This window comes from Arthrobacter sp. A5 (assembly GCF_051131705.1).
Lineage (GTDB): Bacteria > Actinomycetota > Actinomycetes > Actinomycetales > Micrococcaceae > Arthrobacter_M.
Genome location: NZ_CP180316.1, coordinates 396,107 through 422,816, shown reverse-complemented (window position 1 = coordinate 422,816; position 26,710 = coordinate 396,107). Strand labels below are relative to the sequence as shown.

Genomic DNA, 26,710 nt, shown 5'->3' with positions numbered 1-26,710 from the left:
TGCGCGGTGTCCGTTCGCCGGCGGCGGCACCATCAGATGGAGTACTCCGGCGCGGCCCACACCACGACTTCGGGATGCTCGTAGAAACGGTAGCCCTCACCACGGACCGTGCGCACCGTGTTCGCCAGTCGGCCCAGCTTGGACCGGAGCCGGCGGATGTGGACGTCGATGGTCCGCTCGTTCGGCACCTCGTCCGCATTGCCCCACAGTCCGTCCAGCAGCTCGTCGCGGCCAACCGTACGCGTGCCGTGCTCGACAAGATAGTTCAGCAGCTCGAATTCCTTGAACGTCAGGTTCAAGGTCTCGCCGTCCAGGTGCACCTCACGACGTGCCAGATCGATCAGCACGCCGGACGGGCGCGATTCCTGTACGGTGCGCAGCCGGGCTGCCTCCTGACGCTGGCGGGCAAGAACCGTCGGATCACCGAACGTCGAGCGGACCACTTCGAGAGCCGTGCCGGGAGTGTCTGCGGGAGCTATCGCCACGGCGGCATAACTCTGTGCCTGCGGCACCAGCGACTGGACATGTGCCCGAATATCCTGTGCCAGCTTGGCCAGAGACGTTCCTGCGGCGGCAGCGGTTTCCTCATCCACGCCGACATACACGACGAACCCACGGGCCACGTTGTCCGCCGCCGAGGCGCGGGCACTTTCTACACCGGAGATGACGGGGGTGGGAGCTGTCAGGGGTGCATCGGCACTGTGGGCGGCGGGTCGGTTCTGGCCGAATCCGGCCGGTCGGGTTTCCTGCTCATGGCCGAAGCCGTGCGGAGGAACGGCCGCGAGATAGCCGGCCCGCGCGGCGAACGGAGCGCGGAAACTGTTGGGATTGTTGACGGCATTTACTGCGGCCGGCTTGCCTGCATTGCGGACGGAGATGTGGACGTATCCGGAAGCTACTGACATGGGATTACCTCAATGTGAATGGCCGACGTCGCGGCGCGAATGCTTTTCCTCACCCGGCCGATAAGCCGGTGAAATGCCCATCAGGGGCAGGCCAGATGGGCCGATAATGCCTGAACTCAGGGGTAGCGGGTCAGGCCTGCATTCGACAACAGCACATGATCCTTCCAGTGGTTTCACCGGGGAGGGTCGCTGCGGCTGCAGATGCCATTGAGTGGATGTTCACAATCAGAGTGTGCTACGTAACAAAGCGAACACGCAAGTAACATTGCGCCAAAGTGTCCGCATAATGAGATGGATAACCTCAATGTGTCCAAGGTCACAGGCGGTTCAGATTGTCGCTTATTCAGCTGTTATCCGAAGAACCGGCTGAGTTTCCGGCTGAGAGGCCTGAAAATCATTCGATTCTTCGTTGAACCGAGCAGGCCGGAGCATTATCGGTGACCAGGCCCGGACGCTGAAGGCAATGTCACCAGTGCCCCGCCATGCAACGGACCCGCTCCTGCATAGTTTTCGGCCGTTTAACTGCATCGAGAGCCGACGACGAAAGTCCCGTCTGACTGCTACCCGGGCGCACGGGTGGCTAGTCTGGGGTTCACAGCTAAAACATAGCCGGCGCCCAGCGCCGGCAAACCCCATTGCCAGAGAGTTATAGCCATGGCATCTTCGCGCTCTTTCACAGAACATCTCCCCCGTCTCACGCATCAGGACGGCTCGCCGATCCGCGCTCTCGTCGTGGACGACGAAGCGAGCCTGGCCGACCTGATGCGGATGGGACTGCGGATGGCCGGGTGGGACGTTGTGGTGGCCCACGATGGAAATCAAGCCATCAAAACCGCGCGTGAATTCCGACCCGAGGTGCTGGTGCTGGACGTCATGCTTCCCGGGGTCGACGGCGTCGAACTCCTTGGCAAGATCCGCACCTTTGCACCCGGTGTGCCGGCGCTCTTCCTGACCGCGAAGGATACCGTGGAAGACCGTGTCACCGGGCTGGCCGCCGGCGGCGATGACTATGTCACCAAACCGTTCAGCATGGAAGAAGTCCTGCTCCGGCTGCACCGCATCGTCCAGCGCTCCGGCGTGACGGCAGAGGACGCCGCCGAGCTGGTAGTGGGGGATCTGACCCTGAACCAGGACACTCGGGAGGTGATCCGCGGCGGGGCGCTGATCGCGCTCACGGCGACGCAGTATGAACTACTCCGCTACCTGATGGAAAACACTCGCCGGGTGCTCAGCAAGTCACAGATTCTTGACCGGGTCTGGAACTACGATTTCGGTGGCCAGGCCAACATCGTGGAACTCTATATCTCCTACCTGCGCAAAAAGATCGACGCCGACCGTCCGCCCATGATCCACACCGTGCGGGGTGCTGGTTATGTGCTGAAACCGGCCGCTCCGTGAGCCTGCCCGCTTCCGTCATTTTGCACAGGCCCGGGCGATGGGGCCGCCCCCGACAGCGTTGGTCCCGGTTAGGATCCTGGCATCTTCGGACCAAGCTTGTGCTCGCCACGATGGCGCTGCTGACCGCCATTTGTTTCGTAGTGGGTCTGGTCAGCTATGCTGCCGTCCAGGCTTCTCTGACCCATCAGTTGGACGACACCCTGGCCGAGGCGTCACACCGGGCCACGACCTTCAGCGCCGGCCCACCCCCGCAGGGATCCGCCGGTGACCATCCGAATCCGCTGAACGCCCGCGGCACCGGCATCGGCACCCTCAACGCGCGTATCTCCGCCGGTGCGGTGACAAGCGCCGGCCTGCTGTCCAGGGATCAGACTATGCCCGGAATCACCGCCGGAGACGCGGCCACGCTCCTCGGAATTCCGGCCGAAGCTCCCCCGGTGGACCGGACCCTCTCCAACGGCGACTACCGTCTGGTGGCCGCCTCCATGCCGGACGGGGACATCATCGTGACCGGCCTTCCGCTGGCGCCCAACAACGCCACCCTGGCATCTCTGGTGCTCGCCATTGTGCTGATCTCCCTGGGCGGCCTGCTGGCCCTCGGGCTTGCCGGAACCTTCATCATCCGCCGCACCCTCGAGCCGCTTGAGGAACTTTCCGCTGTTGCCACCCGGGTGGCAGGGCTGCCGCTGGACGCCGGGGAGGTCGCCCTGGCGGTGCGGGTGCCGGCCAAGGCGGCAAATCCCGAGACCGAGGTCGGCAACGTCGGGCATGCCCTGAACAAGATGCTGGACAACGTCTTCAGCGCCCTGCAGGCCCGGCAGAAAAGCGAAACAAAGGTGCGCCGGTTTGTCGCCGATGCAAGCCACGAGCTGCGCACCCCGCTCACGGCCATCCGCGGCTACACGGAGCTGCTCCGGATGACCGAGACGCTGAGCCCGGACGGCCGGAATTCTTTGGACCGGGTGGAGTCCCAGTCCAAACGGATGGGAACCCTGGTAGAGGACCTGCTGCTGCTGGCCCGGTTTAATGAGGGCCGCGCCCTGGACCTCAAGGAGCTGGACCTGACCGAGGTGATAGTGGAGAGCGTCAGCGACATCCGCGTCATTGCCCAGGATCATCTATGGAAGATGGACGTGGCAAGTGAGCCGCTGCGCATCCGCGGCGACGAAAACCAGCTCCGCCAGCTGCTCATCAACCTGCTCACGAATGCCTACAAGCACACGGACGCCGGCACCACGGTCTTCACCGCCGTCCACCGGGCAACGGATGGTTCCATCGTACTGACCGTCACCGACAACGGCCCCGGCATCCCAGAGGAATTCCAGGAGCAGGTCTTTGACCGCTTTGCCCGCGCCGACTCCGCCCGTTCCGGCGCTACGGGCACCACGGGTCTGGGGCTGGCCATCGTGCAGGCGATTGCCAATGCGCACGGGGGCCGAATCGAGCTCACCAGCAGACCCGGGCGCACCACGTTCGCCATCCGGCTGCCCGCCGCGCTGGTCATCGCATAGAGCCGACGGCGACGGCAGGCACTGACGGCTGCGGCAGCACTGACGACGGCGGCGGGCACCGTCAACCGCGGCACGCCTGCCGCCGTGCCGCCAACCGCGGCGCCGCCCCACCGTCGTCGCCCGTCAGCTACGGAGCGGACGCCGGAAACTGAACTGCGTGACGCGGTGCATCTGGTCCCGCAACCGGACGTCGTTGCGCCGGTTGAGCAGGATCAGGGCCCACGCACCCGCCACCACGGCCACCACTGCCCCGATCCCCACGGACCAGCGGGCCCCGAACACGGTTCCGATCCAGCCGATCAGCGGCGCCCCGATCGGAGTTCCGCCCTGCAGCACCACCATATACACCGCCAGCACCCGTCCGCGCATGACCGAATCGGTGGAAAGCTGGATGCTGGTATTGCAGGCATTCATGAACGTCAGGGACGCGAGTCCCACCGGTATCAGCGCCACGGCGTACAGCCAGTAGCTGGGCATCAGCGCCGCAATCCCCGCGAACAAGGCAAACGCGAGGACGCCGCCGATCACGTAGCGCATCCGGGTGCCCTGCCGGCGGGCGGCCAGCAGGGCAGCGGCCAGCGTGCCCAGCGCCATCACGGAGCCCAGCAGGCCGTACTCCCCCGGGCCAAGGTGAAACACGCTCGTGGCCATCAGCGCATTGGTGATCTGGAAGTTCATGCCGAACGTCCCGACCACGCCGACCAGCACCATGATCATCATCAGATCGGGGCGCTGGCGGATGTAGCCCAGGCCCTCCCGGATCTGGCCCTTGCCGCGCGGCGCCCGCTCCGATGGATGCAGCTCCTCCGTGCGCATCCGCAGCAGCGAGATCAGCACGGCAATGAAGCTTGCGGCGTTGAGCAGGAATGCGGTCCCGGTGCCGAACCACGCGATCAACAGACCGGCGACGCCGGGACCGGCCAGTCGTGCCAGGTTAAAGGACGCGCTGTTCAGGGCGACGGCGTTGGGAACGTCTCTCTGTTCCACCACCTCCGAGACAAACGCCTGCCGGGACGGCGCGTCGATCGCGCTGGCCACGCCAAGCAGCAGTGCCAGCGTGAAAACCTGCCACAGCTGGACCGTGTTCGTCACGACCAGCAGACCCAGCGTAAGCGCGCAGATGGCCATCGCCGTCTGCGTGCAGAGCAGGATCCTGCGCTTGGACACGCGGTCTCCCAGCAGCCCCGCGTAGGGCCCAATGAAAATGATGGGCAGAAACTGCAGCCCGGTAGTGATACCCACGGCAGTGCCGGAATTATTGGTCAGGATCGTCAGGACCAGCCAGTCCTGGGCGACCCGCTGCATCCAGGTTCCGATATTGGAGACCAGTGCCCCGCCGACCCATAACCGGTAGTTGTAGACCTTCAGGGCCCGGAACATGTCCTTCATCTGGCGCTCATTCCCTGCAGGATTCGGGCGGCCTCGCGGAGCACTGCGCGCTCCTGGGGTTCCATCGCGGCCAGTCGCTCGGCAAGCCACGCGGTACGGTGACTGCGCGCGTCCGCCAGCACACCCGTCCCAGCGTCCGTGATATTCACTAGGACCTGCCGCCCGTCCGTGGGGTGTTCGCGGCGCGTGACCAGACCGGCCATTTCCAGCGCGTTGACAATCCTGGTCATCGACGGCGCCTGAATATGCTCCCAGTCGGCGAGCTGACGCAGGGTCATCGGAGCATGATGGATGGCTGCGAGGACCGAGTATTGGCCCGGCGAGACAGCCTCGCCGCTGGCCTCCGTGCGCAGCCGCCGCGAGGTGCGCATGACTGCGATGCGCAGATCCACCGCCAGTGGGCCCGCGTCCGGCGCGGAGCCGTCGTCCGGATCCTTTTCACGTGCGGTTCTTGCCTTCGTCGTCGGCTTGGTCGCTGCCACAGTCATCAGCCCGCTCATTAGGTGCATTTCAAGCTACATAGTTACCGTAAGTCATTACCCTTGCTAAGTAAATCCTGAGCTTGGCCTGTCCCCAAAAAGATTGCGCAGCAGATTACACAAAAGCTGTCCGTTATCAAAATGTGACACTCGGCGGCGAGTCCGGTATTGTGATGGAGGCGCCAAAATCAGCAAATCATTGCTCCCTGGTGTCCGTGGCCGGATCGCCGAGCTCTGCCCCCGCCCACGTTCCGTTCGAGAAACGGCAGAGACGGGGGACCCACATCCGGGCTTCCGCAGGAAGCCCTTGGGGCTAAGCCATCCGGTCCGTGCCGCTCCTTGCCGCGCAGATCGGACGGCCGGATGCTCTCATCCGAACCCGACAGCTCACCTCGCAGGCGTCGAGAGAGGTTTGCAGCATGTCCGAAAACATTCAGCACGGCCGACGCCGCGTCACACCGACCCGTCGAAAGTCAGCAGTCCGGCAGCTATGGGAAGCGGCCCCGAAGCCAGGTCCCGTGGGCCAGCGAATGACCGCCATCGCTGTCGCCGGCTTCCTGCTCGTGGGGATGGGCGCGTCCAATGCGGCCCTGAGCCACGACGGATCCGCGACTGTTGCGCCCACAGCCGATGCACCCGTCTCTGCGCCAGGCAATGTACCAATGGCATTCACCCGCACGGACGTGAAATCCAGCGCCGCGCCCGCCGCGACGCCCAACGTCAGCGGCGCTGCCTCGGGCGTCCAGGTGCTCGGCGCGAACGGCGGCGCCGTCAACGATCCGGCCGGTGCGCGTGCCTACGCCGCCAGTGTGCTGGCCTCCTTCGGCTGGGGCCAGGATCAGATGACCTGCCTGGTGCCGCTGTGGACCCAGGAATCCGACTGGACGACAACCGCGGAAAACCCGTCCAGCCTGGCCTACGGAATAGCCCAGTCGCTTCCCGCCGAGAAAATGGACAGCACCGGAGCGGACTGGAAGAACAACTACCAGACGCAGATCCAGTGGGGACTCGATTACATTCAGAACCGCTACGGCTCACCGTGCGGTGCCTGGCAGCACGAAACGGCCATGAACTGGTACTAAGCGGCCCTCGACCACCCGCCCCCTCAGGAGCTGCGGTCAGCCCACCACGCCGTAGAGCCGGTCGCCCGCGTCGCCTAGACCTGGCACGATATAGGAATTCTCGTTCAGTTTTTCGTCAATCGAGGCGAGCACGATCGTGACGTTCCTGCCTTCGAGCTCCTCGCGCAGCTTTGCCAGGCCCTCCGGGGCCGCCAGCAGGCAGATGCAGGTGATGTCATCCGCGCCCCGGGCAAACAAGAACTTGATTGCCTCGCGCAGGGTACCCCCGGTTGCCAGCATGGGATCCAGCACATAGACCTGGCGCCCGGTCAGGTCATCCGGCAAACGCTCGGCGTAGGTGATCGCCTCCAGCGTCTCCTCATTGCGGGCCATTCCCAGAAAGCCGACCTCCGCAGTGGGGAGCAACCGCGTCATCCCCTCCAGCATGCCCAGGCCGGCGCGCAGAATCGGGACTACCAGCGGCGTGGGCTTGCGCAGCCCGGTGCCGACCGTCGTCGTCACCGGGGTTTCGATGTTGACCGGCTCAACCCGGACATCACGCGTTGCCTCGTAGGCCAGCAGCGTGACCAGCTCTTCGGTCAGCAGCCGGAAAATCGGAGAAGTGGTGTTCTTGTCCCGGAGAACGGTGAGTTTGTGGGCAACGAGCGGGTGGTCCGCAACAAGTACGCGCATAGGTAAAAGTTACCATTGAGCCGTGACCCCAACAGCGAAGTTCCCCGCAGCTCCCGCACCCGGCGGCGGCCGAGACCGTGCTCAGCACCGCGAATGGATGGGTCTGGCGCTGGAACAGGCAGAGCTGGCCGCAGCCACCGCGGACGTGCCGATCGGCGCCGTCGTCCTGGGTCCCGACGGGTCGGTCCTGGGCGCTGGCTGCAACGAGCGCGTTGCCTTGGAAGATCCGACGGCGCACGCTGAGATGGTCGCGATCCGCGCGGCGGCGCGGGCGCTGGGCTCGTGGCGGCTGGACGGCTGCACGCTCGCGGTCACGCTGGAACCTTGCGCCATGTGTGCAGGAGCCATTGTGCTGGCCAGGCTCCCCCGAGTGGTCTTCGGGGCCTGGGACGAGAAAGCCGGTGCGGCCGGATCCGTTTTCGATATTCTGCGCGAACGACGGCTCAATCACTGGGTGGAGGTGTTCCCCGGCGTCCGGGATGGCGAGTGTGCGGCCCTGCTGCAGGACTTTTTCGCCGGCCGGCGCCTTCCGTAAGTTGTTGCGCCCGAGCCGTTCCCCGCCCGCCTGCGACCCTCGACCGGCGCGAACTCGGCCCTGGACAGCGGCGCTTTTGGGAAGCAGGCCGTCCGTCCGGTAAAGTAACTGCGTTGGTGACGTGTCCGAGCGGCCGAAGGTGCAACACTCGAAATGTTGTTTAGGTGAGAGCCTAACGTGGGTTCAAATCCCACCGTCACCGCCAAGCGGCAAGGCCCCTGCCTCCCTTATGAACAAAGGGAAGTGGGGGTTTTGCTTTGTCCCGAAATTGGCCCCTCAGTAACGCAGCGGTAACGAAATTCTCGCGATGCCCTGCGCTCAGTACCCCCGGGAGCAATGCGCAGTCCGCGATCGACTCGGTCACCGAGGCGGCCGAGCCCCTGGTTATGCGAAAGGATAGGCGCACGGCTGCAACGGATCTCGACCCGATTGAGGTCATCGCCCTCGACATCGCACGGGCCGACATGCACTACATAGCTACCTCGTTGATCGGCCTTCCGTCTTCCGCGGCCGCCGCGGAGGTCGCCCTTGTCCAGTACGGAGCCATGGCTGCCTACGAGGCGCAGCTCCCCTTCGAAAAGACCCTTGGCTGGCGCCTGGAGGCAAACTGGGACGCTGGCACTGCGAAGGCCGCTCGAATGAGCGGCAAGTTCTTTGCCGACACCAAGCGAAACCTGCAGAAAGTCGTCACTCATTTCGACGAGCTTCTCCGGGCGAACCACGGCGCTTTCTTCCCGCCTAACCGGCGAGGCCGACTCTTCGATTTTCTCCGCGACGACCTGTCGGTTGTCATCCTTGAAGGTAGCCCGTACACGAGCCTTGTCAGCGCGCACTATCTGACGGGGCTCGCGCCTGAGCAGGTCGGCGACCTTTCAACCGTCGGTCCCGCCATAGGGAGACTTAGCATTGGTGTCGGTAACGTCGCTGCTGCTCTTCTGAATGACTCCGGCATTGAGTTGCATCAGCACGGACCCGTCCCGCCTTTTAGGTCTAGCAGCAGCCCTCCTGACCGTCCAGAGCGCTTCCTCGTCCGCGGTGCTGAGCGTGTCCCGATCACTGTGTGCGTGGTGTGAAGCCGCCGCTCGCCAGCATCGATTCGTCGCCCTCTTCCAGTCCCTGACAGCCCTCGAAATTATGCGAAATGATGGTGGCCGGCCCTCTCAATCCGCTGAAATGATGGCATTCCTGGACGACCCTGAGTCGGTGTGGGTTCTGGGGCAGTCAAAACTCCGTAACGGGCTGGTTCATCTCGGGCTTCAGGACATCGCTGCGAGCCTTGGCGCCCGGAGCACAGTCGACGACGCCGTACGTGCCTACACGGGGCAGGACCCCGACGCGGCTGCCGCCCGTGTCGTGAACCACCTGACCCGATTCGTCGACCTTTTGACGAGATGGATGCTGTCGCCAACCCCCGATGGAAACTTGTTCCTTGCGGCTATGCACCCTGCTCCTCTGGAATGATCGCGGGCGCAATCCGAAAACTAGCGGGCGAGATCGACGCACACCTGACTGATCTCGACGAGCGGAGTGTTCAGGGGATCCAATCGTCCAAATCATGACGCGATGGCTGCGCGCGCCCGGTGCACGATGTGTGCCGGGACCTGGTCGATTCGAATTTTCTAGCCGTCAATCACATCTGCCCGAAGAGCACCGGTATCAAGCCGGCGTTCGACCAAAGGCGAACGGCTACCTCAATCACGTCCCGTCCTCCAGCAAGCACGACATGGAACGGAATCGCGGGCCGGTCCCACCATTCGCCGATTTCGACCGGGTGTGCCCATGTGTCTGCCGCAGACTTCAGCGAACGTACAAGCCAGATGGCTCGAACATTTGGCCCGCTGACTCTGATCCAACACATGCGCGACACGCATTGAGTCGGGACGGTCACGCGTCCTGTCTGCGGTGCTTGCAAGCTACCCCTCGGTGAAACTCGTGCCCGTAAGCCACGTAGGCGTACCTCACGACTGGGCTAATTCAAGGCTCTGGGCTAGGTGATGACCAGGTTGTGCGCCGCCATAATAGATGCTGTTTTGGCCGGACCCCAGTAAGCGTGGGCCGTCGTCCGATGCTTGATTTGTTGAGGTGGCCGTAGATCGTGGAGCGCGGAACCTGAAGCAGGTCGGCGATGCGTTGGACAGTGTGGTTGCCGGCGCACGTACGCCGACTGACGGCCGCCCCGTTGTCGGGGCGGCCGTCAGTTTCAGTCCGCTGTTGGTGTTAGTGCTCCGCTTCTGCCGCTGCCTTCTTCTTTGCGTTTTTTTCGGCGTCCTTCTCGGCGCGCAGAGCCTCCGTCTCGTGCTGTTCCTCGGCTTTTTCCTGGTGGATGACCTCTGCGAAGAGCTTCTCCATCTCCTTGGCCACGCCGGCGGCTGAGGCCGGGTTCTGGCCGGTCACCAGGCGGTCGTCAACCACGACTTTCTCCTCAAAGACATCAGCGGAGACGTGGGTGGCGCCCTGTTCCTCAAGTCGGTCTGCCAAAAAGAACGGGATCACCTTGTCCTTCCCTGTGGCAACCTCCTCGTCGTTGGTGAAGGCGGCCACCTTCCGGCCCTCGACGAGGCGAAGCCCGTTCTCCAATTCCACTTTCAGCAGGCCGGCCGGTCCGTGGCAGACCGCGCCCACCAAGCCGCCGGCGTTGTAGACGCTGGCCACCAGATTCTGCAAGCCTTCGCTGTCCGGGAAGTCCCACATGGTGCCGTGGCCGCCCACGAGGAAGACGGCGTCGTACTGGTCGGGATCAACGACGTCGACGCGGGCAGTGTTGTAGAGACCGGCGCGCGTGGTCTCGTCCTCCGTGAAGGCGACCTGGATGGGATCTTCTGAGTCCACCTCGTCGCGCGGGGGCTGGCCGCCCTGGATGGACGCAAAGTCGACGAAATGCCCGGAATCCCTGAAGACCTTCCAGGGATGTGCAGCTTCGGCCACGTTGTAGCCGGTCTTCTCTCCGGTATCGCCGATCTCGGAAACGCTGGTCAGTACCATGAGGATTTTCTTCATGAAGTGTTCCTTTCGTCTAACTTCCACCCTACGCCCAGCCCAATTCGGGCCCTCCCTGCCCGTCTGAGACGGTGGTAGTCGTCTGCACCTCGAATCACCCGTACGAGGCCTCCTCGGCCGCAGTCGGATATTTATGTTTAGCCATACAGGCTCATCGAACCGAGGTACCCATCGTTACCACGCGGCGTCGGCTTAGCGTGCAACCGAAGTTCGACATTCGGGAAGATGAGTCCAACGTCAGGCAGCCGGCCAGCTTGCTTGTGATCAACGACTGTCTCGTAGTCATCAATGCTGTAGTAGTCGGTGACCCCGAGGGCTTCAATGCGAGGCTCTGATTCCTCGATGATCCTGAGGTATTCCTCCCATGCGTCGGCACCAAACTGGTTGTTGAGGGCGGTGCCGGAGCATGGAGGTGCGGATCCCATCGGCGCCACACTGAACCGCGAGGGTCCGCGTGAGAGGTGCCAGCAGTCGCTTCCTACGCATATTCAGTTAAACCCCCGAATGATCCGGATACTGACGCGCTCAATTTACCATTCGACTGTGGGGGCTGCCGACAGCCGACAGGACTTTCGTTTCCGGTCAAGGCACCATGGGGACTACCACACGCGAAAACGCACCACGTTTCTGGGGCGGAGGCCCGGATCGACGGGATTCCACGGTCATGTGCTCCGCCGCGAAGGAGTCGTCCTACTGCTCTAATTACCACCAGAAAAGGAACCCCATGAAGCGCATCTGGAGTAATTTCTGGCACTGCTCCCGGCTTGGATCCAAGTCGCGGTCGATTCTGTCACCGGAGCCGGAATGACGGTGGCGTGAATGCCCTCCTCGCCCATCATTGGGCAGTCTATTGCGCCATGACCAATCTGCCGTGGGTTCTGCGACCACCGCACCGATTGTTTACTTCCCGGCTGCGCGGTCCCGACCACTCGCGCCCTAACGGCGCTACGACTCCGATCAGGACATACGGTGATGGGCCTACCGGATCCGTCACCGGCAAAAGCCGGGAAGGAAGTGAACACCGCGAAACCCAGCCGCTCAGGGAGCACCGCTATGTCCCAGCAGAACGCTCCCCACACCCCTGTTAGTGGGCACGCGGGTGGCAGAGATGTGGGATCCGATGAGGGCAACGCAGGCCGTCGATCTGCGTATTCGCCTCGGTGCAGAAAACATCGAAGAGGATGACGTCGAGGCTGCGATAGGAGCTGACCGCGTTTTCGACCTCGTGAATATGGCCCTGGCGGTGCTGGCTACCATGAAGCAGCCTCTCGGCGACGAGTCCGACGAATGGCTGTTCTTGACTCGAATTTATGAGTACCTTGGAAAACCACAGAGACTAAACGTGAGAGACCGGATGATCGGTCTGGGTATTTACCGAAGACCCATGGCTCGACGAGACCGGCATGAGGGCGGTCGCTAGCGTGAGTCCGCTGGTAGTCCTTCTCTGCAGACACCTACTCGATCCTTATCGGCGGATCTCACAATCGTAAACACGGTCTCAAAGGAAACTGGAGCATCTCTAATGGGGATGCTCCAAGCACACGGCGGGCAAGGAGAAACAATGACCATCTGGACATGCGCCACGTGCGCCATCGAGCACCCCTGCACCCCAGTCCCGCCCCAACTCTGTGAGATCTGCACGGACGAGCGGCAGTATGTGCCTGCGAGCGGCCAGCGCTGGACCACGCGGGAGGAACTCGCCGCTGCCGGCCACCAAATAACTGTGCGAGAACTCGAACCAGATCTGTACGCGGTGGAGTGCGTCCCCGAATTCGGCATCGGCCAGCGCGGTCTGCTCCTGCGCACCGCACACGGGAACCTGCTCTGGGAGCCGCCTGGCTTCATCGACGACGCCGGAATTGCGGCCATCCGTACGCTCGGCGGTATCGCCGTCATCACCGCCAGCCACCCGCATCTGACCGGTTCCTCGATTCAGTGGAGCCACGCCTTCGGAAGCGTCCCGGTATACGTAGCCGCCGCGGACAAAACGTGGATCAGACGCCCGGACCCGGTCATCCAACTGTGGGATACGGCCCTTGAGCTCCTCCCCGGCGTCCGGATGATCCAGTGCGGCGGGCATTTTGCCGGCAGCAGCATCGTCCATTGGCGGGACGGCGCCACCGGACAGGGCGCTATCCTGACTGGAGATACCATCGGCATCGGCGCCGATCGTGCTTCGGTGAACGTCATGCGCAGCTACGTCAACAACATCCCCCTTCCCGAACGTGCCGTGCGCAAAATTCTCGATACCGTCATGCCGCTTCCGTTCGATCGGATCTACAGCGCCTTCCGTGCCGTCGGATCCGGCTCCCGCCCCATTGTTGACTGGTCTCTGCAGAGGTATATCAGCTGGATCCGCGGGGAGGTGGAGGAGTAGCTCGGGGCAATGACTGAAGAGAGTGCGGAAGACGGCGGTGATGGGCGAATGGCGTACGGGTCGGTGACCGGTGATGGGCAAAAGTCCGACGACGGCGAAAGGACGTGTCGCTGGAAAAGTCCGACGACGGCGTGGCTCCTGAGGTGATCGCCGCCGAGATCGTGACAGGAGCGGTCAGGACCAAGGAGATTTCGCCGCCAGCATCGCGCCGTAGACGGGACCTAGCGGCCGCAACTGTCGGCTTTTCAGCCGTGGCGCGGCGCGAACATGATCACCGCGACCCCGATCAGGCAGACGGACGCGCCGAGCAGGTCCCAGCGGTCCGGCCGGAATCCGTCCAGCGCCATCGCCCAGAACAGGGAACCGGCGACGAAGACTCCCCCGTAGGCGGCGAGAATACGACCGAAATTCGCGTCGGGCTGGAGCGTGGCGACGAAGCCGTACAGCCCCAGGGCAATCACGCCCAGCCCGGCCCACCACCAGGCTTTACCTTCCCGGACGGCCTGCCAGATCAGCCATGCCCCGCCGATTTCGGCCAGGGCGGCGAGCGCGAAAAGGACGATTGATCTGATAATTGTCACCCGTCCAGTGTCCTCTGACCGGACGGGCAATCCCGCCGCGGCGCGGTCGCGAATAGTAGGTAAACTTGGCTGCGTATCCGGCCGCCGGCCGGATAAGTGATGGAAGTTGCCCGCCGGGAGCCGAAGGAGAGCCATGACCGTCGTTTCCGCGCCGTTCCGGTGGCTGCGCTCCGGAGCCATCGGCGTAACCATACTGTCGCTCGCGGCGGGTGCGCACACGCTGGCCGGCGGGAGCCTGCCGGCACCGCTCATCCTGGCGGCGCTCACGGCGCTGACCGGGCTCGCATCCGTGACAGCCACCGGCTTCCGCATTCCGCTGCCCCTGATGGCCACTCTGCTCGGCGCCAGCCAGCTGCTGCTGCACGGTGCTTTTGATCTGCTGTCGGCCCCCGGTATGGCCGGTTTCACCGATCCGGCCATGCACCATCACCTCGTGTCCTCGGCCGCCGGCCCGGTCCCCGTTGCGGCGGCAATGCCCGACATGGCGGCCGGCCCGGCAGCCCCAACCGCGGCCTTGGCCATGACGCTCGCCCACATCGGCGCCACGCTCGCCTGCGCCGTCGTGCTGACCAAGGGCGAAGACGCCCTCTGGCTGCTCGCTGGCTGGCTCCGCCCGCTCGTGCGGCCGGCCGCCCGCTCCGGCGCCGCCGTCGCGCCGTTGGTCCGTGTTCTGACGCCCGACGTGCCGGTGCGCCCGCAGCCGCGCCGCAATCTGCGCGCGGACAGCCGACGCGGGCCGCCGGCGGCCGCGGTCCCGCTCACTTAGCACCCTTCCGGCGGATCCGGCGGGGTGTCCCTTACCCACCGAACTGCGGCATGCCGTTCACGCATGCCCGTCGAAAGGCCCCGTCATGAACTACCGCTCCAACAAAACCAAGTACCGCGCACTGAAAACCACCCTCGTTGCCGGAGCCACCGTCGGCCTGATGACCATCGGCCTGGCCGCGGCCTCCGCGCACGTGGAAATCACCCCGGACAGCACCGCCGCCGGGTCGTATTCCCTGCTGACGTTCAGCATCGGGCACGGCTGCAACGGCTCCCCCACGGACAAGATCACCATCAATCTCCCGCAGGAAATCAACGACGCCACGCCCACGGTGAACCCGAACTGGACGATCAGCAAGACGACCGAAAAGCTCGCGACGCCGCAGAAGCTCTCCAACGGCAGCTCCGTCACCGAGCGCACCAGTCAGGTCATTTACACCGCCACGACACCGTTGGATGCGCATCAGCGGGACGCCCTAGTGCTCTCCCTGCAGCTGCCGGACACCGCCGGAAAGACGCTGTACTTCCCGACCCTGCAGAACTGCGAAACGGGCGAGACGAACTGGGCGGATGTGGCTGCGGCCGGCCAGGACCCCGAATCGCTCAAGGCCGCGGCTCCGATGGTTGCGGTGACGACGGCCGAGGCCAGCGGAACGGCGACGGCGACTCCCGCGTCCGCGGTTGAGCCGATGTCCGACGGCGGCAGCCAGACGCCCGGCTGGATCGGGTTGGTAGCGGGCGTCCTGGGTCTGGGCATGGGTGGAGTTGCGCTGGCACGCAGCCGCGGCGGGAAGCACGACGCCAGCTAACCGCCGCACTCCGTGGCAGATTGGGCCCGGCGCTGCTGCAATGGAGCGCCGGTCCCGCCCCGCCGCCGCCGTGAAAGGTCACGATCGGGGAAATAGTCGGCCGGTACCTGCGGCGGAGATTGACTCCGGCAACCGATCCGGCAAGTCTGGTTCAATGATGACTCGGGGACATGCGAAGGCACTGACAGTTCTAACAGCGGCGGCCGCGGTCGCGGGTCTGGCTGGCTGTGGAGGGTCGACGGCGCCGGCGGGACCGTCGTCGACCGGCGCCGGCACGCCGTCGTCGTCCGCGTCGAGCAGCACCAGCGGCGCCAGCAGCACCGCCGACAGCCCGTCCGTCAGCGCTCCGCCGTCGACTATTCCCTCCCCCAGCACCGAACCATCGATCGTTCCCTCTCCCAGCAGCACCGCCGTTGCTGGCCCGGCTCTGTGCACGGCGGCCATGCTGCAGGGCTCCGTTGATGACACCGGCGGCGGGGCGGCCGGCAGCATCTATATGAAACTGATCCTGCAGAACGCCTCTGCCGCGACCTGCATCCTGGACGGCTATCCCGGCGTTTCCCTGGTCGGCGGCGGCAATGGCACCCAGCTCGGCGCGCCGGCCAACCGCAACGCTGAACTTCCCTCCGCCGGCCCGATCACGATGGCCCCCGGGTCCCGTGCCGCCGCCGTCCTGCATTACACGCAGGCCGGGAACTACCAGGGCTGCACGCAGGCGCCCGCGGATGGCCTGCGGATTTACCCGCCGAGCGCCACCGATGCGCTGTACATTGCCCACCCGCTCACGGCATGCACCGACACGGCCACAGTGCTGATGACAATCGGAGCCTTTCAGAGCTCCTGACGCCTCGGAGCCCTCGAGGCCCGGCCTCCGTTCCGGGAGCGGGCGCTCCGGAACGTCCCCGTGGTCACCGGCTAGAAACGGATCAGCGAATCCAAGTCCACTGCCTGCGTCTCCGGGCGCCTCCCATGCTTCATCACGTGCAGCCGGTACGCGGCCAGCACGAACCCCGCGGAGGTCAGGGTCTGCAGCGCACCGCCCCACACCGGGGCCGTGATCACCATGCCCAGCAGCGCGGCCACACAGGCGCCGGCGCCGGCGGTGACAATCACGCGCGTCCGCTCCAGCACGCCATAGGCCAGGACTCCGCCGCCCAGCGCCAGCCACGCCAGGCAGCCATGCAGGATCCCGGTGGTCCCGCCCAGCAGGACGCCCAGCACCATGCCCCCCGCCGTGTACAGGTAGGGTTTCAGCTCGGCCCGCAGGACGGGCGGATTCCGCAGGAACCACAACGCGGTGGCGCCGGCGTACAGGAATGCGGCGATGAGGTAATAGGACGGCACGGCACCCTTGTCAGAATTGGCCATCAGGGCCATGGCTGCTCCGCCCAAAAAGAGCGCGGCCATGCCTGCCATGGGGAACCAGTTGTTCCCCATATGCCGCGAACCCACGGCCCCCTCCATCTCCGACTTGTTTGCTCTGCCGCTGATGAGGCCTCGGAGTGAGCACAGGGAACGGCCAAGGCAGCATTGCCACTTATACCGTCAGAGTACAGCCCGATGAGCCCCGCGGCGTGCAGGCGCACCCGGGGAGGAAAATGTCGGGGCCGTGAGAGATGATGGAGCCGTGGCGGGAAGCAAATGAGTCCTCGGATGAACACCACGGAACGGTCCACGTCGGAACGTGCCGCGGAGCCAACGATGGATCAGTTCACGGCGGCAACCAGGGAGTGGTTCCTGGGTGCTTTCCCCGCGCCCACGCCAGCCCAGACGGGCGCTTGGCGGTCCATCGCCGCCGGATCACATTCACTGGTCATCGCCCCTACCGGCTCCGGCAAAACGCTCGCTGCCTTCCTATGGGCGCTCGACCGGCTGATCGCCGTCGAACGCGATCCACAGGGTCCGGCGGGCACCCGCGTGCTGTATATCTCGCCGCTGAAGGCGCTCGGTGTGGACGTGGAGCGGAACCTGCGCGCGCCGCTGATCGGCATTACCCAAACGGCGAAGCGCCTTGAGTTGCCGGCGCCGCACATTTCCGTCGGCGTACGGTCCGGAGATACGACGGCGTCCGAGCGGCGCACGCTGTTGAGCCATCCACCGGACATTCTCATCACAACCCCCGAATCGCTGTTTCTGATGCTCACGTCCAAGGCCCGTGCCACGCTGGCCCAGGTGGAAACGGTCATCCTCGATGAGGTGCACGCCGTCGCAGGGACCAAGCGCGGGGCGCACTTGGCGCTCTCGCTGGAGCGGCTCGACGCCCTGCTGGACCGGCCGGCGCAGCGGATCGGCCTGTCCGCCACCGTGGAGCCGAGGGAAACCGTGGCCCGGTTCCTGGCGGGCTCGGCCCCGGTGAAAATCGTGGCGCCGGTGACGGCCAAGAATTGGAATCTGTCCGTCACGGTGCCGGTGGAGGATATGACGTCGCTGCCTGCCCAGGTGGGAATGGACGCCGGGCAGGACCCGGGCATGGCCCCGGGACCGGTGCCGAATACCTCGATCTGGCCGCATGTGGAGGAAAAGATCGTGGATCACGTGCTGGCGAACAAGTCCACGATTGTCTTTGCCAATTCCCGGCGGCTGGCGGAACGGCTGACGGCGCGGCTGAACGAGATCTACGCGGGGCGCCTGCTGCTGGACGGATTGGCTGCCGCGGACGGGCAGGGCCCGACGCGGGCTGCGGAGGAGCAGGCGGCCCGGACCCCGGAACACTCGGCCCGGACGCCGGGGCTGTCACCGCCCGCACAGCTGATGGCGCAGGCGGGTGCGACCAGCGGGGCGGAGCCGATCCTGGCCAAGGCCCATCACGGCTCTGTCTCCAAGGACCAGCGGGCCTTGATCGAAGATGATCTCAAGTCCGGCCGGCTGCGCTGTGTGGTGGCCACCTCCAGTTTGGAACTTGGCATCGATATGGGCGCTGTGGATCTGGTGATCCAGGTGGAATCTCCGCCCTCGGTGGCGAGTGGGTTGCAGCGGGTGGGCCGGGCAGGGCACCAGGTGGGCGAGGTCTCGCAGGGCATACTTTTCCCGAAACACCGCGCAGATCTTGTGCACTCCGCCGTCACAGTGGAGCGGATGCTGGCGGGCCGGATCGAGTCCTTGTATATTCCGGCGAATCCGCTGGATATTCTGGCCCAGCAGACCGTCGCGGCGACGGCGCTGGGCAGTATCGATGTCGAGGAATGGTTCGATACGGTCCGGCGGTCGGCGCCGTTTGCCACGCTGCCGAGGTCTGCCTTCGATGCGACCCTTGATCTGCTGGCAGGCCGCTACCCCTCCGATGAATTTGCTGAACTCCGCCCCCGCATCATCTGGGACCGGACCGGAGGCACCCTTACGGGGCGCCCCGGAGCCCAGCGGCTGGCGGTGACATCCGGCGGTACCATTCCGGACCGCGGGCTGTTCGGCGTATACATCGTCGGCTCCGAGCAGGAGGCCGCTCCGGGTGCAAAAGCCAAGGGCGGCCGGCGGGTTGGCGAACTCGACGAGGAGATGGTCTACGAGTCCCGGGTCGGCGACGTCTTTGCCTTAGGCGCCACCAGCTGGCGCATCGAAGACATCACCCATGACCGCGTACTGGTCTCTCCGGCATACGGGCAGCCGGGAAAGCTGCCGTTCTGGAAGGGTGATTCGCTGGGCCGACCGGTGGAACTGGGCCGCGCATTGGGCGCCTTCATGCGCGAACTGTCCGGAGCGGATCCGGCTGCGGCGATGCAAAGGTGCCGTGCAACGGGCCTGGACGACTGGGCAGCCGGCAACCTGCTCAGCTACCTCGCGGAGCAAAAGCAGGCCACCGACGTCGTCCCCAATGACACCACCCTGCTGGTGGAGCGCTTCCACGACGAACTCGGCGACTGGCGGGTTGTCCTGCACAGCCCGTATGGAATGCCCGTGCATGCACCGTGGGCGCTGGCCGTGGGGGCCCGGCTGCATGCCCGGTATGGTTTGGACGGATCCGCGATGGCTTCCGACGACGGCATTGTGCTGCGGGTGCCGATGATGGACGACGAGCCGCCCGGCGCCGATCTTTTCCTCTTCGATGCCGATGAGCTGGACAATATCGTCACCGCCGAAGTGGGCGGTTCTGCGCTGTTCGCGTCCCGGTTCCGCGAATGTGCCGCCCGCGCGCTGCTGCTGCCGCGGCAGAATCCGGGCAAACGATCCCCGCTGTGGCAGCAGCGACAGCGCTCAGCCCAACTGCTCGACGTGGCCCGGAAATATCCCACCTTCCCGATCGTGCTGGAAACCGTGCGCGAATGCCTCCAGGACGTTTATGATCTGCCCGCGTTGAAGGAAATTGCGGCCGGAATCGAACGGCGCGAACTGCGGGTTGTGGAGATCACTACCCAGCAGCCCTCACCGTTCTCCCGCTCCCTGCTCTTTGGCTATGTGGCTTCCTTCCTCTATGAGGGCGATTCGCCGCTGGCCGAGCGCCGCGCCGCCGCGTTATCGCTGGACCCCACGCTGCTCAATGAGCTGTTGGGCCGGGCTGAACTGCGCGAGCTGCTGGACCCAAAGGTCATCGAGCAGACTGAGGCGGAACTCCAGCGGCTGGCCCCGGACCGGAGAGCCAAAGGGATGGAGGGCGTGGCGGATCTGCTGCGTATCCTGGGCCCGTTGAGCGAGGACGAGGTCTCGGCGCGGCTGGAACCTGAACCCGCTCCCGCGCTGCCCGATCAGGCGACCCCGGTCCAGCGGCACCTGACCGCCTTAGTGACGTCCAACCGCGCGCTCAAAATCAAGATGGCCGGCGCCGAGCGGTACGCCGCTATCGAGGACTCCGCGAGACTTCGCGATGCCCTGGGCATTCCGCTTCCCATGGGTGTCCCGCTGGCCTTTATTGAACCCGTCGCGGATCCGCTCGGGGATCTGCTGGGCCGCGACGCCCGCACCCACGGGCCCTTTACCGCAGCGGAAGCCGCCGTCCGGCTGGGCCTGGGCGTCGCCGTCGTCCGCGCCGGCCTGGCCAGACTCGCTGTGGACGGACGCGTGGCCGAGGGAGAGTTCCGTCCCACCCGCGCCTTACCCACCCAGGCTGGGACCCCTGCGGACGCGACGGACCCTGCGGGCGTGACGGACCCTGCGGGTGCGATGGCCCCTGCGGGTGGAACCGGTACCACATCGGCGCCGGCCCTTTCGGAATGGTGCGATGTCGAGGTGCTGCGCAGGCTGCGTCGCCGCTCCCTGGCAGCCCTTCGCGCCGAGGTCGAGCCGGTGGATCCCGCCACGTATGCGCGCTTCCTCCCTGCCTGGCAGCACGTTCGTACTCCCGCCGGTTCCAACCGGGCGTCCCAACCCGCGGAGCTCCGGGGGCTGGACGGTGTCCTGACCGCCGTGGACCAACTGTCCGGGGTACCGGTCCCGGCCTCTGCATGGGAAACTTTGGTGCTCGCCGGTCGGGTGGGCAACTACGTCCCCGCCATGCTCGACGAGCTCACCGCCACCGGGGAACTCCTATGGTCCGGCGCGGGCTCACTGCCGGGAAATGACGGCTGGATCAGTCTGCATCTGGCCGAATCCGTGCCGCTGACGCTAAATCCGCAGGCGGGGTTCGAACCCAGCGATCTGCAGCGGCGGTTGCTCGCCCACCTTGCCGGCGGCGGATCCTACTTCTTCCACCAGCTGCGCGAAGCGGCCGGGAACGGGGACACCGCCCACGCGGTGAACGGCAGCGGAACGCGAACAGGACCGGCTCCCGCGGTCGCCGACAGTGAGGTGCTGACCGCGCTGTGGGAACTCGTCTGGGCCGGCCGGATCAGCAACGACACCTTTGCACCCGTCCGGGCGCTGCTCGCGGGCGGCCATACCACCCACCGGCAGCGTCCCACCGCCCCGCGGCTGCGCTCAGCGGGGCGGTACGGGCGGCTCGGGCGCGCCGGGGGGTCGTCTTCCGGCCCGGGGACGATTGCCCGGGGTGCCCCGCCACTGGCGGCGGGACGGTGGAACGTGCTGCCGGACAAAGAAGCGGACACCACGGTCGCCGCTCATGCCATGGCGGAGCTGCTGATGGACAGGTACGGCATCGTCACCCGCGGTTCGGTGATGAATGAGAACATACCCGGCGGCTTCGCCCTGATGTACAAGGTCCTGGCCCGGCTGGAGGAATCCGGACGCACCCGGCGTGGCTACTTCATTGAGCATCTCGGGGCGGCGCAGTTCGCCGTGCCATCAACGGTCGACCGGCTGCGCACGTTTTCCGAAGACGCCGCACTGCGCCAGCCCGCACCGGTGGCACTTGCGCTGGCGGCAACGGATCCGGCTAATCCGTACGGTGCCGCGCTGGCCTGGCCGGCGCTGGACGTGGGTCACCGGCCGGGCCGCAAGGCCGGCGCCTTGGTGGTCATGGTCGACGGCGAACTGGTGCTGTATGTGGAGCGCGGCGGCAAGACGATGCTCGCCTTCACCGACGACCCCGATGCCCTGAGCCTGGCCGGACACGCCCTCGCAGCAGTGGTTAAACGCGGGTCCGTCGACAAGCTGGCCATCGAAAAGGTGAACGGACGGGGGATCCTGGACACCCTACTGGCTGGAGCCTTGGTGGAAGCCGGCGCCTACACCACTCCACGCGGACTGCGGATCCGTGCCTGAGGGCGATACCGTCTGGCGGCAGGCCCGGCAGCTGGATCAGGCGCTCGCCGGTAAAGTCCTCACACGCTGCGACATCCGCGTGCCGGCATTCGCCACGGTGGACTTCACCGGCTCCATCGTTGACGGCGTTGATTCACGCGGCAAACACCTGCTCATCCGGGTAGCCGGCCAGCTGATCCACTCGCATCTGAAGATGGAAGGGAGCTGGCATATTTACCCGGTCGGACCGGCGCCGAAGTGGCGCCGCCCCGCTTTCACCGCCCGTTGCATCCTTGGCACCGTAGACGTGACCGCCGTCGGATTTTCGCTCGGACTGCTGGAGGTTCTGCCGCAGGACCGCGAACTGGACGCCTTCGGCTATCTGGGCCCTGACCTGCTCGGTCCGGATTGGGACGCCGCGGAGGCACTTCACCGGATCTCAGCCGAGCCCCGGCGCGCCGTCGGGCTGGCGCTGCTGGACCAGCGGAATCTTGCCGGGATCGGCAACGTCTTCCGCTGCGAGCTCTGTTTTTTGGCCGGCGTACACCCTGCCCTCCCGATCAGCGAGGTCGCCGCCCTGCCCAAGCTGATCGAGCAGTCCAAGCGGCTGCTCGAGGCCAACAAGAACCGCTCCTCGCGCAGCACCACGGGCGGTCCCGCCCGGGGTGATGCAGCCGTCTGGGTCTATGGGCGGGAGTCCCGGCCGTGCAAGCGCTGCGGCACCCTGATCAGGCACAGCACTCTCCCGGATCCGCAGTTTCCGGCGCAACGGGCCCGCGACATCTACTACTGCCCCCGCTGCCAGCCCCCGCCCTAAGGTCCCTGAGCGGGCCGGCCCCAAAAATCGTCACCCCCACCGCAAGATTTCCGTCCACACCCAACCCACCCCGCCCAACCCAACTAGGTCGCACTTGCGGCACCCATTCGAGCGTTTGAGTGCCATAAATGCGACCCAGTTGGCGCCGGTAGGATTAAAGCGTGATGAAATCCCCGCTTCCGGTGCGCAATGGCGTGAACGCGACCCGCCTCCGCCTGCCCCAGGACGGACCCTGGGCCACGGCGATGGAGTACGTGCTGGAGCGGTTCGGACACGTGGATTCCATTGGCATCATGAACCGGTTCGAGCGCGGCGAGGTGCGTGCCCTGAGCGGAACCGTCGTCACCCCGGACACCCCGCTGGCCGAACACACGTTCATTTGGTACTACCGCGAGGTGCCGCCGGAGGTGCGGCTGCCCGTGGAGCTGGAGGTGCTGCACCAGGACAGCGATCTGGTGGTGGTGGACAAGCCGCATTTTTTGCCGACCACCCCCGGCGGAGGTTACGTCGCCGAATCAGCGCTGGTCCGGCTGCGCAACCTACTGGATCTGCCGGAGCTGGTGCCGATCCACCGGCTGGACCGGATGACCGCCGGCGTCCTGCTTTTTGCGGCCAACCCGGACACCCGGGGGAAATACCAGCAGCTCTTTGAAAAACGCACGGTGCGCAAGCGCTATGAGGCCGTGGCTGCGGTGCGCCCGGAGCTGGACCTGCCCCGGGTGGTCAACTCCCGGATGATCAAGTCCCGCACCTATCTGCTGGCCCAGGAGGTCGAGGGCGATGCGAACGCGCAGACCCACGTCGAGCTGCTGCAGACGTCCGACGACGGCGGCGGCACACTGGGTAGATACGGTCTTGAGCCGCACACCGGCAAAACGCACCAGCTGCGCGTCCATATGGCGGCCCTGGGTCTTGGCATCCTGAACGATCCGTTTTATCCCACCCTGCTGCCTAAGGCTGCCGATGATTACGCTAAACCGCTGCAGTTGCTGGCGCGCAGTATCGCCTTCACCGATCCGCTCAGCGGGCGTCAGGTCGAATACCGCAGCGGCCGTCAGCTCAGCGCGTTCCCGCCAGCATAGACCGTACGGAACACATCCGCTGTTGCGCGGCTGAACAGGACGAACTCGACGAGTTCAATGCTGTCCTCCGGTTCTTGGCGTTGATGCTGCCGGACGGCGTCGAAGGCCAGCGCCGCCACCTGCCCGGCGGGCCAGCCATAGATTCCGGCGCTAACGGCGGGAAAAGCCAGCGACCGCGCCCGCAGACGAGCCGCCAGCCTTAAACTCTCGGTGAAGCAGGAGGTCAGCAGCGCGGGATCGTCCTGCCCCGCGTGCAGATTCGGCCCCACCGTATGAATCACCCACTGTGCCGGCAGCCTGAACCCCTTGGTTGCCACGGCAGCCCCTACCGGCAATCCGTCGGGAAGCATCGTCCGTCGAAGCTCCCGGCAGGCGGCGAGCAGCTCAGGGCCCGCGGCACGGTGGATGGCTCCATCCACCCCACCGCCGCCCAGCAGCGCCGAATTCGCGGCATTGACCACCGCATCCACGGCCCGGCCGGTGATGTCTCCTTCCACGATGCTGATCCTCATGCGGCCAGTCTGCCACTGACCGCCGACCCGGACCACCGGTTCCACCCGGACGGCTAACCGCGAGCACCGGACCACCCGGACCGCCGCTGGCACCACGCCGCCGCAGTCGACCACTACCACTGCGTGCGCGCAGCGGTTAGATTGAATCGGTGGACCTCTTGAGTGCAGGCGACTGGGCCTTCGCGCTCTATCCGATCATGGCCGCGGCGGTGGCACTTGACGCTGCTGTTCCGCCCATCCCCTCTGAGGTCATGGTGGTGACCTCCGGATCGCTCTCAGCCAACGGCCAGGTGATCCTGCCGCTGGCGCTGGCGGCGGCGGTGACCGGCTCGATGCTGGGAGATTTGGTGGTCTACGGCCTTTTTAAGCGCCGGCTGACCCATGTGTTGGACCGCTTCCGCTGGGGCCGATCGGTGCATAAAGGCATCCGCAGGGCCGCAGCCAGGGGCGGCCGCTCCTCCACCGCAGCCGCGATGGTGGCCGGCCGTTTCATCCCCGCCGGGCGCACGGCCACCATGGCCGCGGCCGGGATTGCCAATGTCCCCACAGTCCGCGTTCTGCGCGCGAGCGCTCTCGGCTCCGTGGTCTGGGCCTGCTGGATGGTCGGCCTGGGCTACCTCACCGGCCGCAATACCAGCCTGCCGTTTTGGGCGAACTCGCTGATCGGCGTCGGAGTTGGCATCGGCGTCGGGGTCCTGATGGCCGCCGTCATCGGACTCCGACGACGCCGTGCGGCTTCACACGGTGCAGCCGATCCCGATCCCGGAGATGTTTCCGGCCGGTAGCCGTCCTGGCCGCCGTGATCGGGGCCTTCCGGCCGGTGGCGTCAGGGAACTGGAATCCACTTTCCCCTGATCCGGCGGGTGACCCGGAGCGGTCCGGTCACCGCGACGGATTCCACGGCATGCCGCACGCTCATCCCGGCATTGCGGGCCTGACGGTTCTCGTCGTCGTACTGGCCCGCCTCCACCGTAAAGCGCAGGCTGATCTGCGGCACCCCGCCAACAATATCCAACTGGTTGGCCTCCACCAGGTGAATGGAACCCAGCGCTTCGACGGCGGTGGACATCACGGAATCCGGGGCACTGCCCGGGCGGAGACCGGAGATCTTGAGAATCGCGCGGAAAGAGGGCATAGCTCTCAGCCTACCGAAGACCGTCCCGCCTCCCTCACCCTCGATGAGACACTGCCCGCACTAGGACGGCTGGGCCGCACCAGCGGATGGTTGCGGTCAAAAACCGGCAAATTCAAAAAGCGAGGACGGCATGCAGGCCGGGACCTTCCCTTCCCACCAGGGCAACCGGGTCCCCTTGCCCTTGTCCGCCGGGTCTAGAGTTAAAGCATGCGGCCGCGAGGCCGCGGGACGAAGCATGTATCCGCAGCCGGTAAAGGAATTCTGTGTCCAGCAACGAACCCTCCGCCAGCGCCGAATTCCAGAAGTGGAACCGCTTCCGGGACAACCGCGACACCTCGTTTTCGGCCGACCACGGCTGGTTGAGCCTGACGTCGCTGCAGTGGCTTCCTGCCCGCCCGGCCCCGCTGGAGTTGCTGCCTGGTCTGTGGAGCGCCGAGGCCGATGGGGCCGTTTTGACTGCGGAGCCCGGCGACCGCCTGACCCTGCTCGGCCCGGGCACGCCGGTCGCGGGCACACCGACCGCAGCTCTGGCGGATGAGGAATCCCTGCTGTGGGTGCGGTCGGGCAGTATCGTGGCCGAGTTGGCGCGGCGCGGCGGCCGCTATGCGGTCCGGACCAGGGATTCACAGTCGCCCACGCTGCGGGCGTTCGACGGCGTTCCCGCCTTCGCTTACCGGCCAGACCTAGTGCTCCCCGGCAGATTCGAGCCGTACCCGGTGGCGCGGCCGGTTCCCCGTAACACCGCCAATCCCCAGGTCACCGCCACCGCCGCCGTGACGGGTGAGGTGACCTTTGACCTGAACGGCCGGACGCACCGTCTTCTGACGGAAGATGGCGGCGACGGCGCGCTGGAAGTTACATTCCATGACTCCACCAACGGCAGCAGCACGGCCGGCTGGCGCAAGCTCACCATCCCGGTCCCCGCAGCGGACGGAAGCGTGCTGCTGGACTTCAACCGTGCGGTCAACTACCCCAGCGCCTTCACGGCCTTCGGCACCTGTCCGATGCCGGTCCGCGGAAACATCCTTGACACCTCCATCGAAGCCGGTGAAAAGACCCCACCCGCCTAAGCTGGCTTCCGCCGCCGCGAAAATGCA

General features: G+C 65.7%; 26 protein-coding genes, 1 tRNA gene and 1 riboswitch. Of the genes, 16 read left to right on the top strand and 11 right to left on the bottom strand.

Features of this window, described 5'->3' with window-relative positions:
• Positions 1-32 precede the first annotated feature (32 nt).
• Positions 33-905, bottom strand: a complete 873-nt coding sequence (locus ACLLJI_RS02070) for a winged helix-turn-helix domain-containing protein (RefSeq protein WP_283558677.1) — start codon at positions 903-905, stop codon at positions 33-35.
• 654 nt (positions 906-1,559) lie between these two features.
• Between ACLLJI_RS02070 and ACLLJI_RS02065 the strand changes: the two genes are divergently transcribed.
• On the top strand, positions 1,560-2,303 hold the full coding sequence (locus tag ACLLJI_RS02065) for a response regulator transcription factor (RefSeq protein WP_434617358.1): 744 nt from the start codon (positions 1,560-1,562) through the stop codon (positions 2,301-2,303).
• A 110-nt stretch (positions 2,304-2,413) separates the two neighbouring features.
• Entirely contained in the window at positions 2,414-3,814 is a 1,401-nt protein-coding gene (locus ACLLJI_RS02060; protein ID WP_434621084.1) for a sensor histidine kinase, read from the top strand.
• Between the two features lie 123 nt (positions 3,815-3,937).
• Here the strand turns inward: ACLLJI_RS02060 and ACLLJI_RS02055 are convergent, their stop codons facing one another.
• Positions 3,938-5,203 (bottom strand): MFS transporter, encoded by a 1,266-nt coding sequence (locus ACLLJI_RS02055; RefSeq protein WP_434617355.1) that lies wholly within the window; start codon positions 5,201-5,203, stop codon positions 3,938-3,940.
• The gene (locus tag ACLLJI_RS02050) at positions 5,200-5,703 is read right to left on the bottom strand and encodes a MarR family winged helix-turn-helix transcriptional regulator (protein ID WP_434617352.1); all 504 of its coding nucleotides are present in this window, start codon (positions 5,701-5,703) and stop codon (positions 5,200-5,202) included. The genes ACLLJI_RS02055 and ACLLJI_RS02050 overlap by 4 nt, the downstream gene beginning before the upstream one ends.
• A 210-nt stretch (positions 5,704-5,913) precedes the next feature.
• A riboswitch (cyclic di-AMP (ydaO/yuaA leader) is annotated at positions 5,914-6,097 on the top strand.
• Between the two features lie 4 nt (positions 6,098-6,101).
• Between ACLLJI_RS02050 and ACLLJI_RS02045 the strand changes: the two genes are divergently transcribed.
• A complete protein-coding gene (locus ACLLJI_RS02045) occupies positions 6,102-6,764 on the top strand; it encodes a hypothetical protein (RefSeq protein WP_434617349.1) in 663 nt (220 codons plus the stop codon).
• Positions 6,765-6,800: 36 nt separating this feature from the next.
• On the opposite strand, the gene upp is transcribed toward ACLLJI_RS02045, so the two are convergent.
• Entirely contained in the window at positions 6,801-7,436 is a 636-nt protein-coding gene (upp, locus tag ACLLJI_RS02040) for a uracil phosphoribosyltransferase (protein WP_434617346.1), read from the bottom strand.
• 22 nt (positions 7,437-7,458) lie between these two features.
• Between upp and tadA the strand changes: the two genes are divergently transcribed.
• From tadA to ACLLJI_RS02025, 3 genes are all read left to right on the top strand, one after another.
• Complete coding sequence (gene tadA / locus ACLLJI_RS02035) at positions 7,459-7,971, top strand: tRNA adenosine(34) deaminase TadA (protein ID WP_283558683.1); 513 nt, start codon at positions 7,459-7,461, stop codon at positions 7,969-7,971.
• A gap of 115 nt (positions 7,972-8,086) precedes the next feature.
• Positions 8,087-8,176, top strand: a tRNA-Ser gene (locus ACLLJI_RS02030).
• Between the two features lie 181 nt (positions 8,177-8,357).
• Positions 8,358-9,044, top strand: a complete 687-nt coding sequence (locus ACLLJI_RS02025; RefSeq protein WP_434617343.1) for a hypothetical protein — start codon at positions 8,358-8,360, stop codon at positions 9,042-9,044.
• 1,144 nt (positions 9,045-10,188) lie between these two features.
• Here the strand turns inward: ACLLJI_RS02025 and ACLLJI_RS02020 are convergent.
• Positions 10,189-10,968 (bottom strand): type 1 glutamine amidotransferase domain-containing protein, encoded by a 780-nt coding sequence (locus ACLLJI_RS02020; RefSeq protein WP_283558685.1) that lies wholly within the window; start codon positions 10,966-10,968, stop codon positions 10,189-10,191.
• Between the two features lie 137 nt (positions 10,969-11,105).
• Positions 11,106-11,393 carry a hypothetical protein gene (locus tag ACLLJI_RS02015; protein ID WP_434617340.1) on the bottom strand — a complete coding sequence of 96 codons (288 nt, stop codon included), beginning with the start codon at positions 11,391-11,393 and terminating at the stop codon, positions 11,106-11,108.
• 683 nt (positions 11,394-12,076) lie between these two features.
• On the opposite strand from ACLLJI_RS02015, the gene ACLLJI_RS02010 reads away from it, so the two are divergent.
• Entirely contained in the window at positions 12,077-12,388 is a 312-nt protein-coding gene (locus tag ACLLJI_RS02010; protein ID WP_434617337.1) for a hypothetical protein, read from the top strand.
• A 141-nt stretch (positions 12,389-12,529) separates the two neighbouring features.
• Complete coding sequence (locus ACLLJI_RS02005) at positions 12,530-13,345, top strand: hydrolase (protein WP_434617334.1); 816 nt, start codon at positions 12,530-12,532, stop codon at positions 13,343-13,345.
• A gap of 245 nt (positions 13,346-13,590) precedes the next feature.
• Here ACLLJI_RS02005 and ACLLJI_RS02000 read toward each other — a convergent pair whose 3' ends face one another.
• The gene (locus tag ACLLJI_RS02000; RefSeq protein ID WP_434617331.1) at positions 13,591-13,926 is read right to left on the bottom strand and encodes a YnfA family protein; all 336 of its coding nucleotides are present in this window, start codon (positions 13,924-13,926) and stop codon (positions 13,591-13,593) included.
• 133 nt (positions 13,927-14,059) lie between these two features.
• Here ACLLJI_RS02000 and ACLLJI_RS01995 point away from each other — a divergent pair, with 133 nt between their 5' ends.
• Complete coding sequence (locus ACLLJI_RS01995; protein WP_434617328.1) at positions 14,060-14,692, top strand: hypothetical protein; 633 nt, start codon at positions 14,060-14,062, stop codon at positions 14,690-14,692.
• 85 nt (positions 14,693-14,777) lie between these two features.
• The gene (locus ACLLJI_RS01990; protein ID WP_434617325.1) at positions 14,778-15,500 is read left to right on the top strand and encodes a YcnI family copper-binding membrane protein; all 723 of its coding nucleotides are present in this window, start codon (positions 14,778-14,780) and stop codon (positions 15,498-15,500) included.
• Positions 15,501-15,578: 78 nt separating this feature from the next.
• On the opposite strand, the gene ACLLJI_RS01985 is transcribed toward ACLLJI_RS01990, so the two are convergent.
• Positions 15,579-15,944 (bottom strand): hypothetical protein, encoded by a 366-nt coding sequence (locus ACLLJI_RS01985; RefSeq protein WP_434617322.1) that lies wholly within the window; start codon positions 15,942-15,944, stop codon positions 15,579-15,581.
• On the opposite strand from ACLLJI_RS01985, the gene ACLLJI_RS01980 reads away from it, so the two are divergent.
• Complete coding sequence (locus tag ACLLJI_RS01980; RefSeq protein WP_434617319.1) at positions 15,943-16,344, top strand: DUF4232 domain-containing protein; 402 nt, start codon at positions 15,943-15,945, stop codon at positions 16,342-16,344. The two genes, ACLLJI_RS01985 and ACLLJI_RS01980, sit on opposite strands and share 2 nt — an antisense overlap.
• A gap of 71 nt (positions 16,345-16,415) precedes the next feature.
• Here ACLLJI_RS01980 and ACLLJI_RS01975 read toward each other — a convergent pair whose 3' ends face one another.
• Positions 16,416-16,952 carry a hypothetical protein gene (locus ACLLJI_RS01975; protein WP_434617316.1) on the bottom strand — a complete coding sequence of 179 codons (537 nt, stop codon included), beginning with the start codon at positions 16,950-16,952 and terminating at the stop codon, positions 16,416-16,418.
• 201 nt (positions 16,953-17,153) lie between these two features.
• Between ACLLJI_RS01975 and ACLLJI_RS01970 the strand changes: the two genes are divergently transcribed.
• The 3 genes from ACLLJI_RS01970 to ACLLJI_RS01960 all read left to right on the top strand — a co-directional run bounded on the left by ACLLJI_RS01970 (position 17,154) and on the right by ACLLJI_RS01960 (position 23,966).
• The gene (locus ACLLJI_RS01970; RefSeq protein ID WP_434617313.1) at positions 17,154-22,088 is read left to right on the top strand and encodes an ATP-dependent helicase; all 4,935 of its coding nucleotides are present in this window, start codon (positions 17,154-17,156) and stop codon (positions 22,086-22,088) included.
• On the top strand, positions 22,081-22,884 hold the full coding sequence (locus ACLLJI_RS01965; protein WP_434617309.1) for a DNA-formamidopyrimidine glycosylase family protein: 804 nt from the start codon (positions 22,081-22,083) through the stop codon (positions 22,882-22,884). Before ACLLJI_RS01970 ends, ACLLJI_RS01965 begins: the two co-directional genes overlap by 8 nt.
• A 164-nt stretch (positions 22,885-23,048) precedes the next feature.
• The gene (locus ACLLJI_RS01960) at positions 23,049-23,966 is read left to right on the top strand and encodes an RluA family pseudouridine synthase (protein ID WP_434621081.1); all 918 of its coding nucleotides are present in this window, start codon (positions 23,049-23,051) and stop codon (positions 23,964-23,966) included.
• Here ACLLJI_RS01960 and ACLLJI_RS01955 read toward each other — a convergent pair.
• Complete coding sequence (locus ACLLJI_RS01955) at positions 23,939-24,478, bottom strand: O-acetyl-ADP-ribose deacetylase (protein ID WP_434617305.1); 540 nt, start codon at positions 24,476-24,478, stop codon at positions 23,939-23,941. The genes ACLLJI_RS01960 and ACLLJI_RS01955 overlap by 28 nt on opposite strands.
• Before the next feature lie 149 nt (positions 24,479-24,627).
• Here ACLLJI_RS01955 and ACLLJI_RS01950 point away from each other — a divergent pair, with 149 nt between their 5' ends.
• Positions 24,628-25,263 (top strand): DedA family protein, encoded by a 636-nt coding sequence (locus tag ACLLJI_RS01950; protein ID WP_434617302.1) that lies wholly within the window; start codon positions 24,628-24,630, stop codon positions 25,261-25,263.
• A gap of 41 nt (positions 25,264-25,304) precedes the next feature.
• Here the strand turns inward: ACLLJI_RS01950 and ACLLJI_RS01945 are convergent, their stop codons facing one another.
• The gene (locus ACLLJI_RS01945) at positions 25,305-25,613 is read right to left on the bottom strand and encodes a hypothetical protein (protein ID WP_283558697.1); all 309 of its coding nucleotides are present in this window, start codon (positions 25,611-25,613) and stop codon (positions 25,305-25,307) included.
• 263 nt (positions 25,614-25,876) lie between these two features.
• Here ACLLJI_RS01945 and ACLLJI_RS01940 point away from each other — a divergent pair, with 263 nt between their 5' ends.
• Positions 25,877-26,683: a DUF1684 domain-containing protein gene (locus ACLLJI_RS01940; RefSeq protein WP_434617299.1), complete on the top strand. Its 807-nt coding sequence runs from the start codon at positions 25,877-25,879 to the stop codon at positions 26,681-26,683.
• The last annotated feature ends 27 nt before the right edge of the window (positions 26,684-26,710 follow it).

Excerpts from the sequence above, each read along its gene's own strand:
- ACLLJI_RS02070 (WP_283558677.1), bottom strand. The coding sequence starts at position 905 with ATGTCAGTAGCTTCCGGATACGTCCACATCTCCGTCCGCAATGCAGGC.
- ACLLJI_RS02065 (WP_434617358.1), top strand. The coding sequence starts at position 1,560 with ATGGCATCTTCGCGCTCTTTCACAGAACATCTCCCCCGTCTCACGCAT.
- ACLLJI_RS02060 (WP_434621084.1), top strand. The coding sequence starts at position 2,414 with ATGGCGCTGCTGACCGCCATTTGTTTCGTAGTGGGTCTGGTCAGCTAT.
- ACLLJI_RS02055 (WP_434617355.1), bottom strand. The coding sequence starts at position 5,203 with ATGAAGGACATGTTCCGGGCCCTGAAGGTCTACAACTACCGGTTATGG.
- ACLLJI_RS02050 (WP_434617352.1), bottom strand. The coding sequence starts at position 5,703 with ATGAGCGGGCTGATGACTGTGGCAGCGACCAAGCCGACGACGAAGGCA.
- ACLLJI_RS02045 (WP_434617349.1), top strand. The coding sequence starts at position 6,102 with ATGTCCGAAAACATTCAGCACGGCCGACGCCGCGTCACACCGACCCGT.
- upp (WP_434617346.1), bottom strand. The coding sequence starts at position 7,436 with ATGCGCGTACTTGTTGCGGACCACCCGCTCGTTGCCCACAAACTCACC.
- ACLLJI_RS02025 (WP_434617343.1), top strand. The coding sequence starts at position 8,358 with ATGCGAAAGGATAGGCGCACGGCTGCAACGGATCTCGACCCGATTGAG.
- ACLLJI_RS02020 (WP_283558685.1), bottom strand. The coding sequence starts at position 10,968 with ATGAAGAAAATCCTCATGGTACTGACCAGCGTTTCCGAGATCGGCGAT.
- ACLLJI_RS02015 (WP_434617340.1), bottom strand. The coding sequence starts at position 11,393 with ATGGGATCCGCACCTCCATGCTCCGGCACCGCCCTCAACAACCAGTTT.
- ACLLJI_RS02010 (WP_434617337.1), top strand. The coding sequence starts at position 12,077 with ATGTGGGATCCGATGAGGGCAACGCAGGCCGTCGATCTGCGTATTCGC.
- ACLLJI_RS02005 (WP_434617334.1), top strand. The coding sequence starts at position 12,530 with ATGACCATCTGGACATGCGCCACGTGCGCCATCGAGCACCCCTGCACC.
- ACLLJI_RS01995 (WP_434617328.1), top strand. The coding sequence starts at position 14,060 with ATGACCGTCGTTTCCGCGCCGTTCCGGTGGCTGCGCTCCGGAGCCATC.
- ACLLJI_RS01990 (WP_434617325.1), top strand. The coding sequence starts at position 14,778 with ATGAACTACCGCTCCAACAAAACCAAGTACCGCGCACTGAAAACCACC.
- ACLLJI_RS01980 (WP_434617319.1), top strand. The coding sequence starts at position 15,943 with ATGCTGCAGGGCTCCGTTGATGACACCGGCGGCGGGGCGGCCGGCAGC.
- ACLLJI_RS01985 (WP_434617322.1), bottom strand. The coding sequence starts at position 15,944 with ATGGCCGCCGTGCACAGAGCCGGGCCAGCAACGGCGGTGCTGCTGGGA.
- ACLLJI_RS01970 (WP_434617313.1), top strand. The coding sequence starts at position 17,154 with ATGAACACCACGGAACGGTCCACGTCGGAACGTGCCGCGGAGCCAACG.
- ACLLJI_RS01960 (WP_434621081.1), top strand. The coding sequence starts at position 23,049 with ATGAAATCCCCGCTTCCGGTGCGCAATGGCGTGAACGCGACCCGCCTC.
- ACLLJI_RS01955 (WP_434617305.1), bottom strand. The coding sequence starts at position 24,478 with ATGAGGATCAGCATCGTGGAAGGAGACATCACCGGCCGGGCCGTGGAT.
- ACLLJI_RS01945 (WP_283558697.1), bottom strand. The coding sequence starts at position 25,613 with ATGCCCTCTTTCCGCGCGATTCTCAAGATCTCCGGTCTCCGCCCGGGC.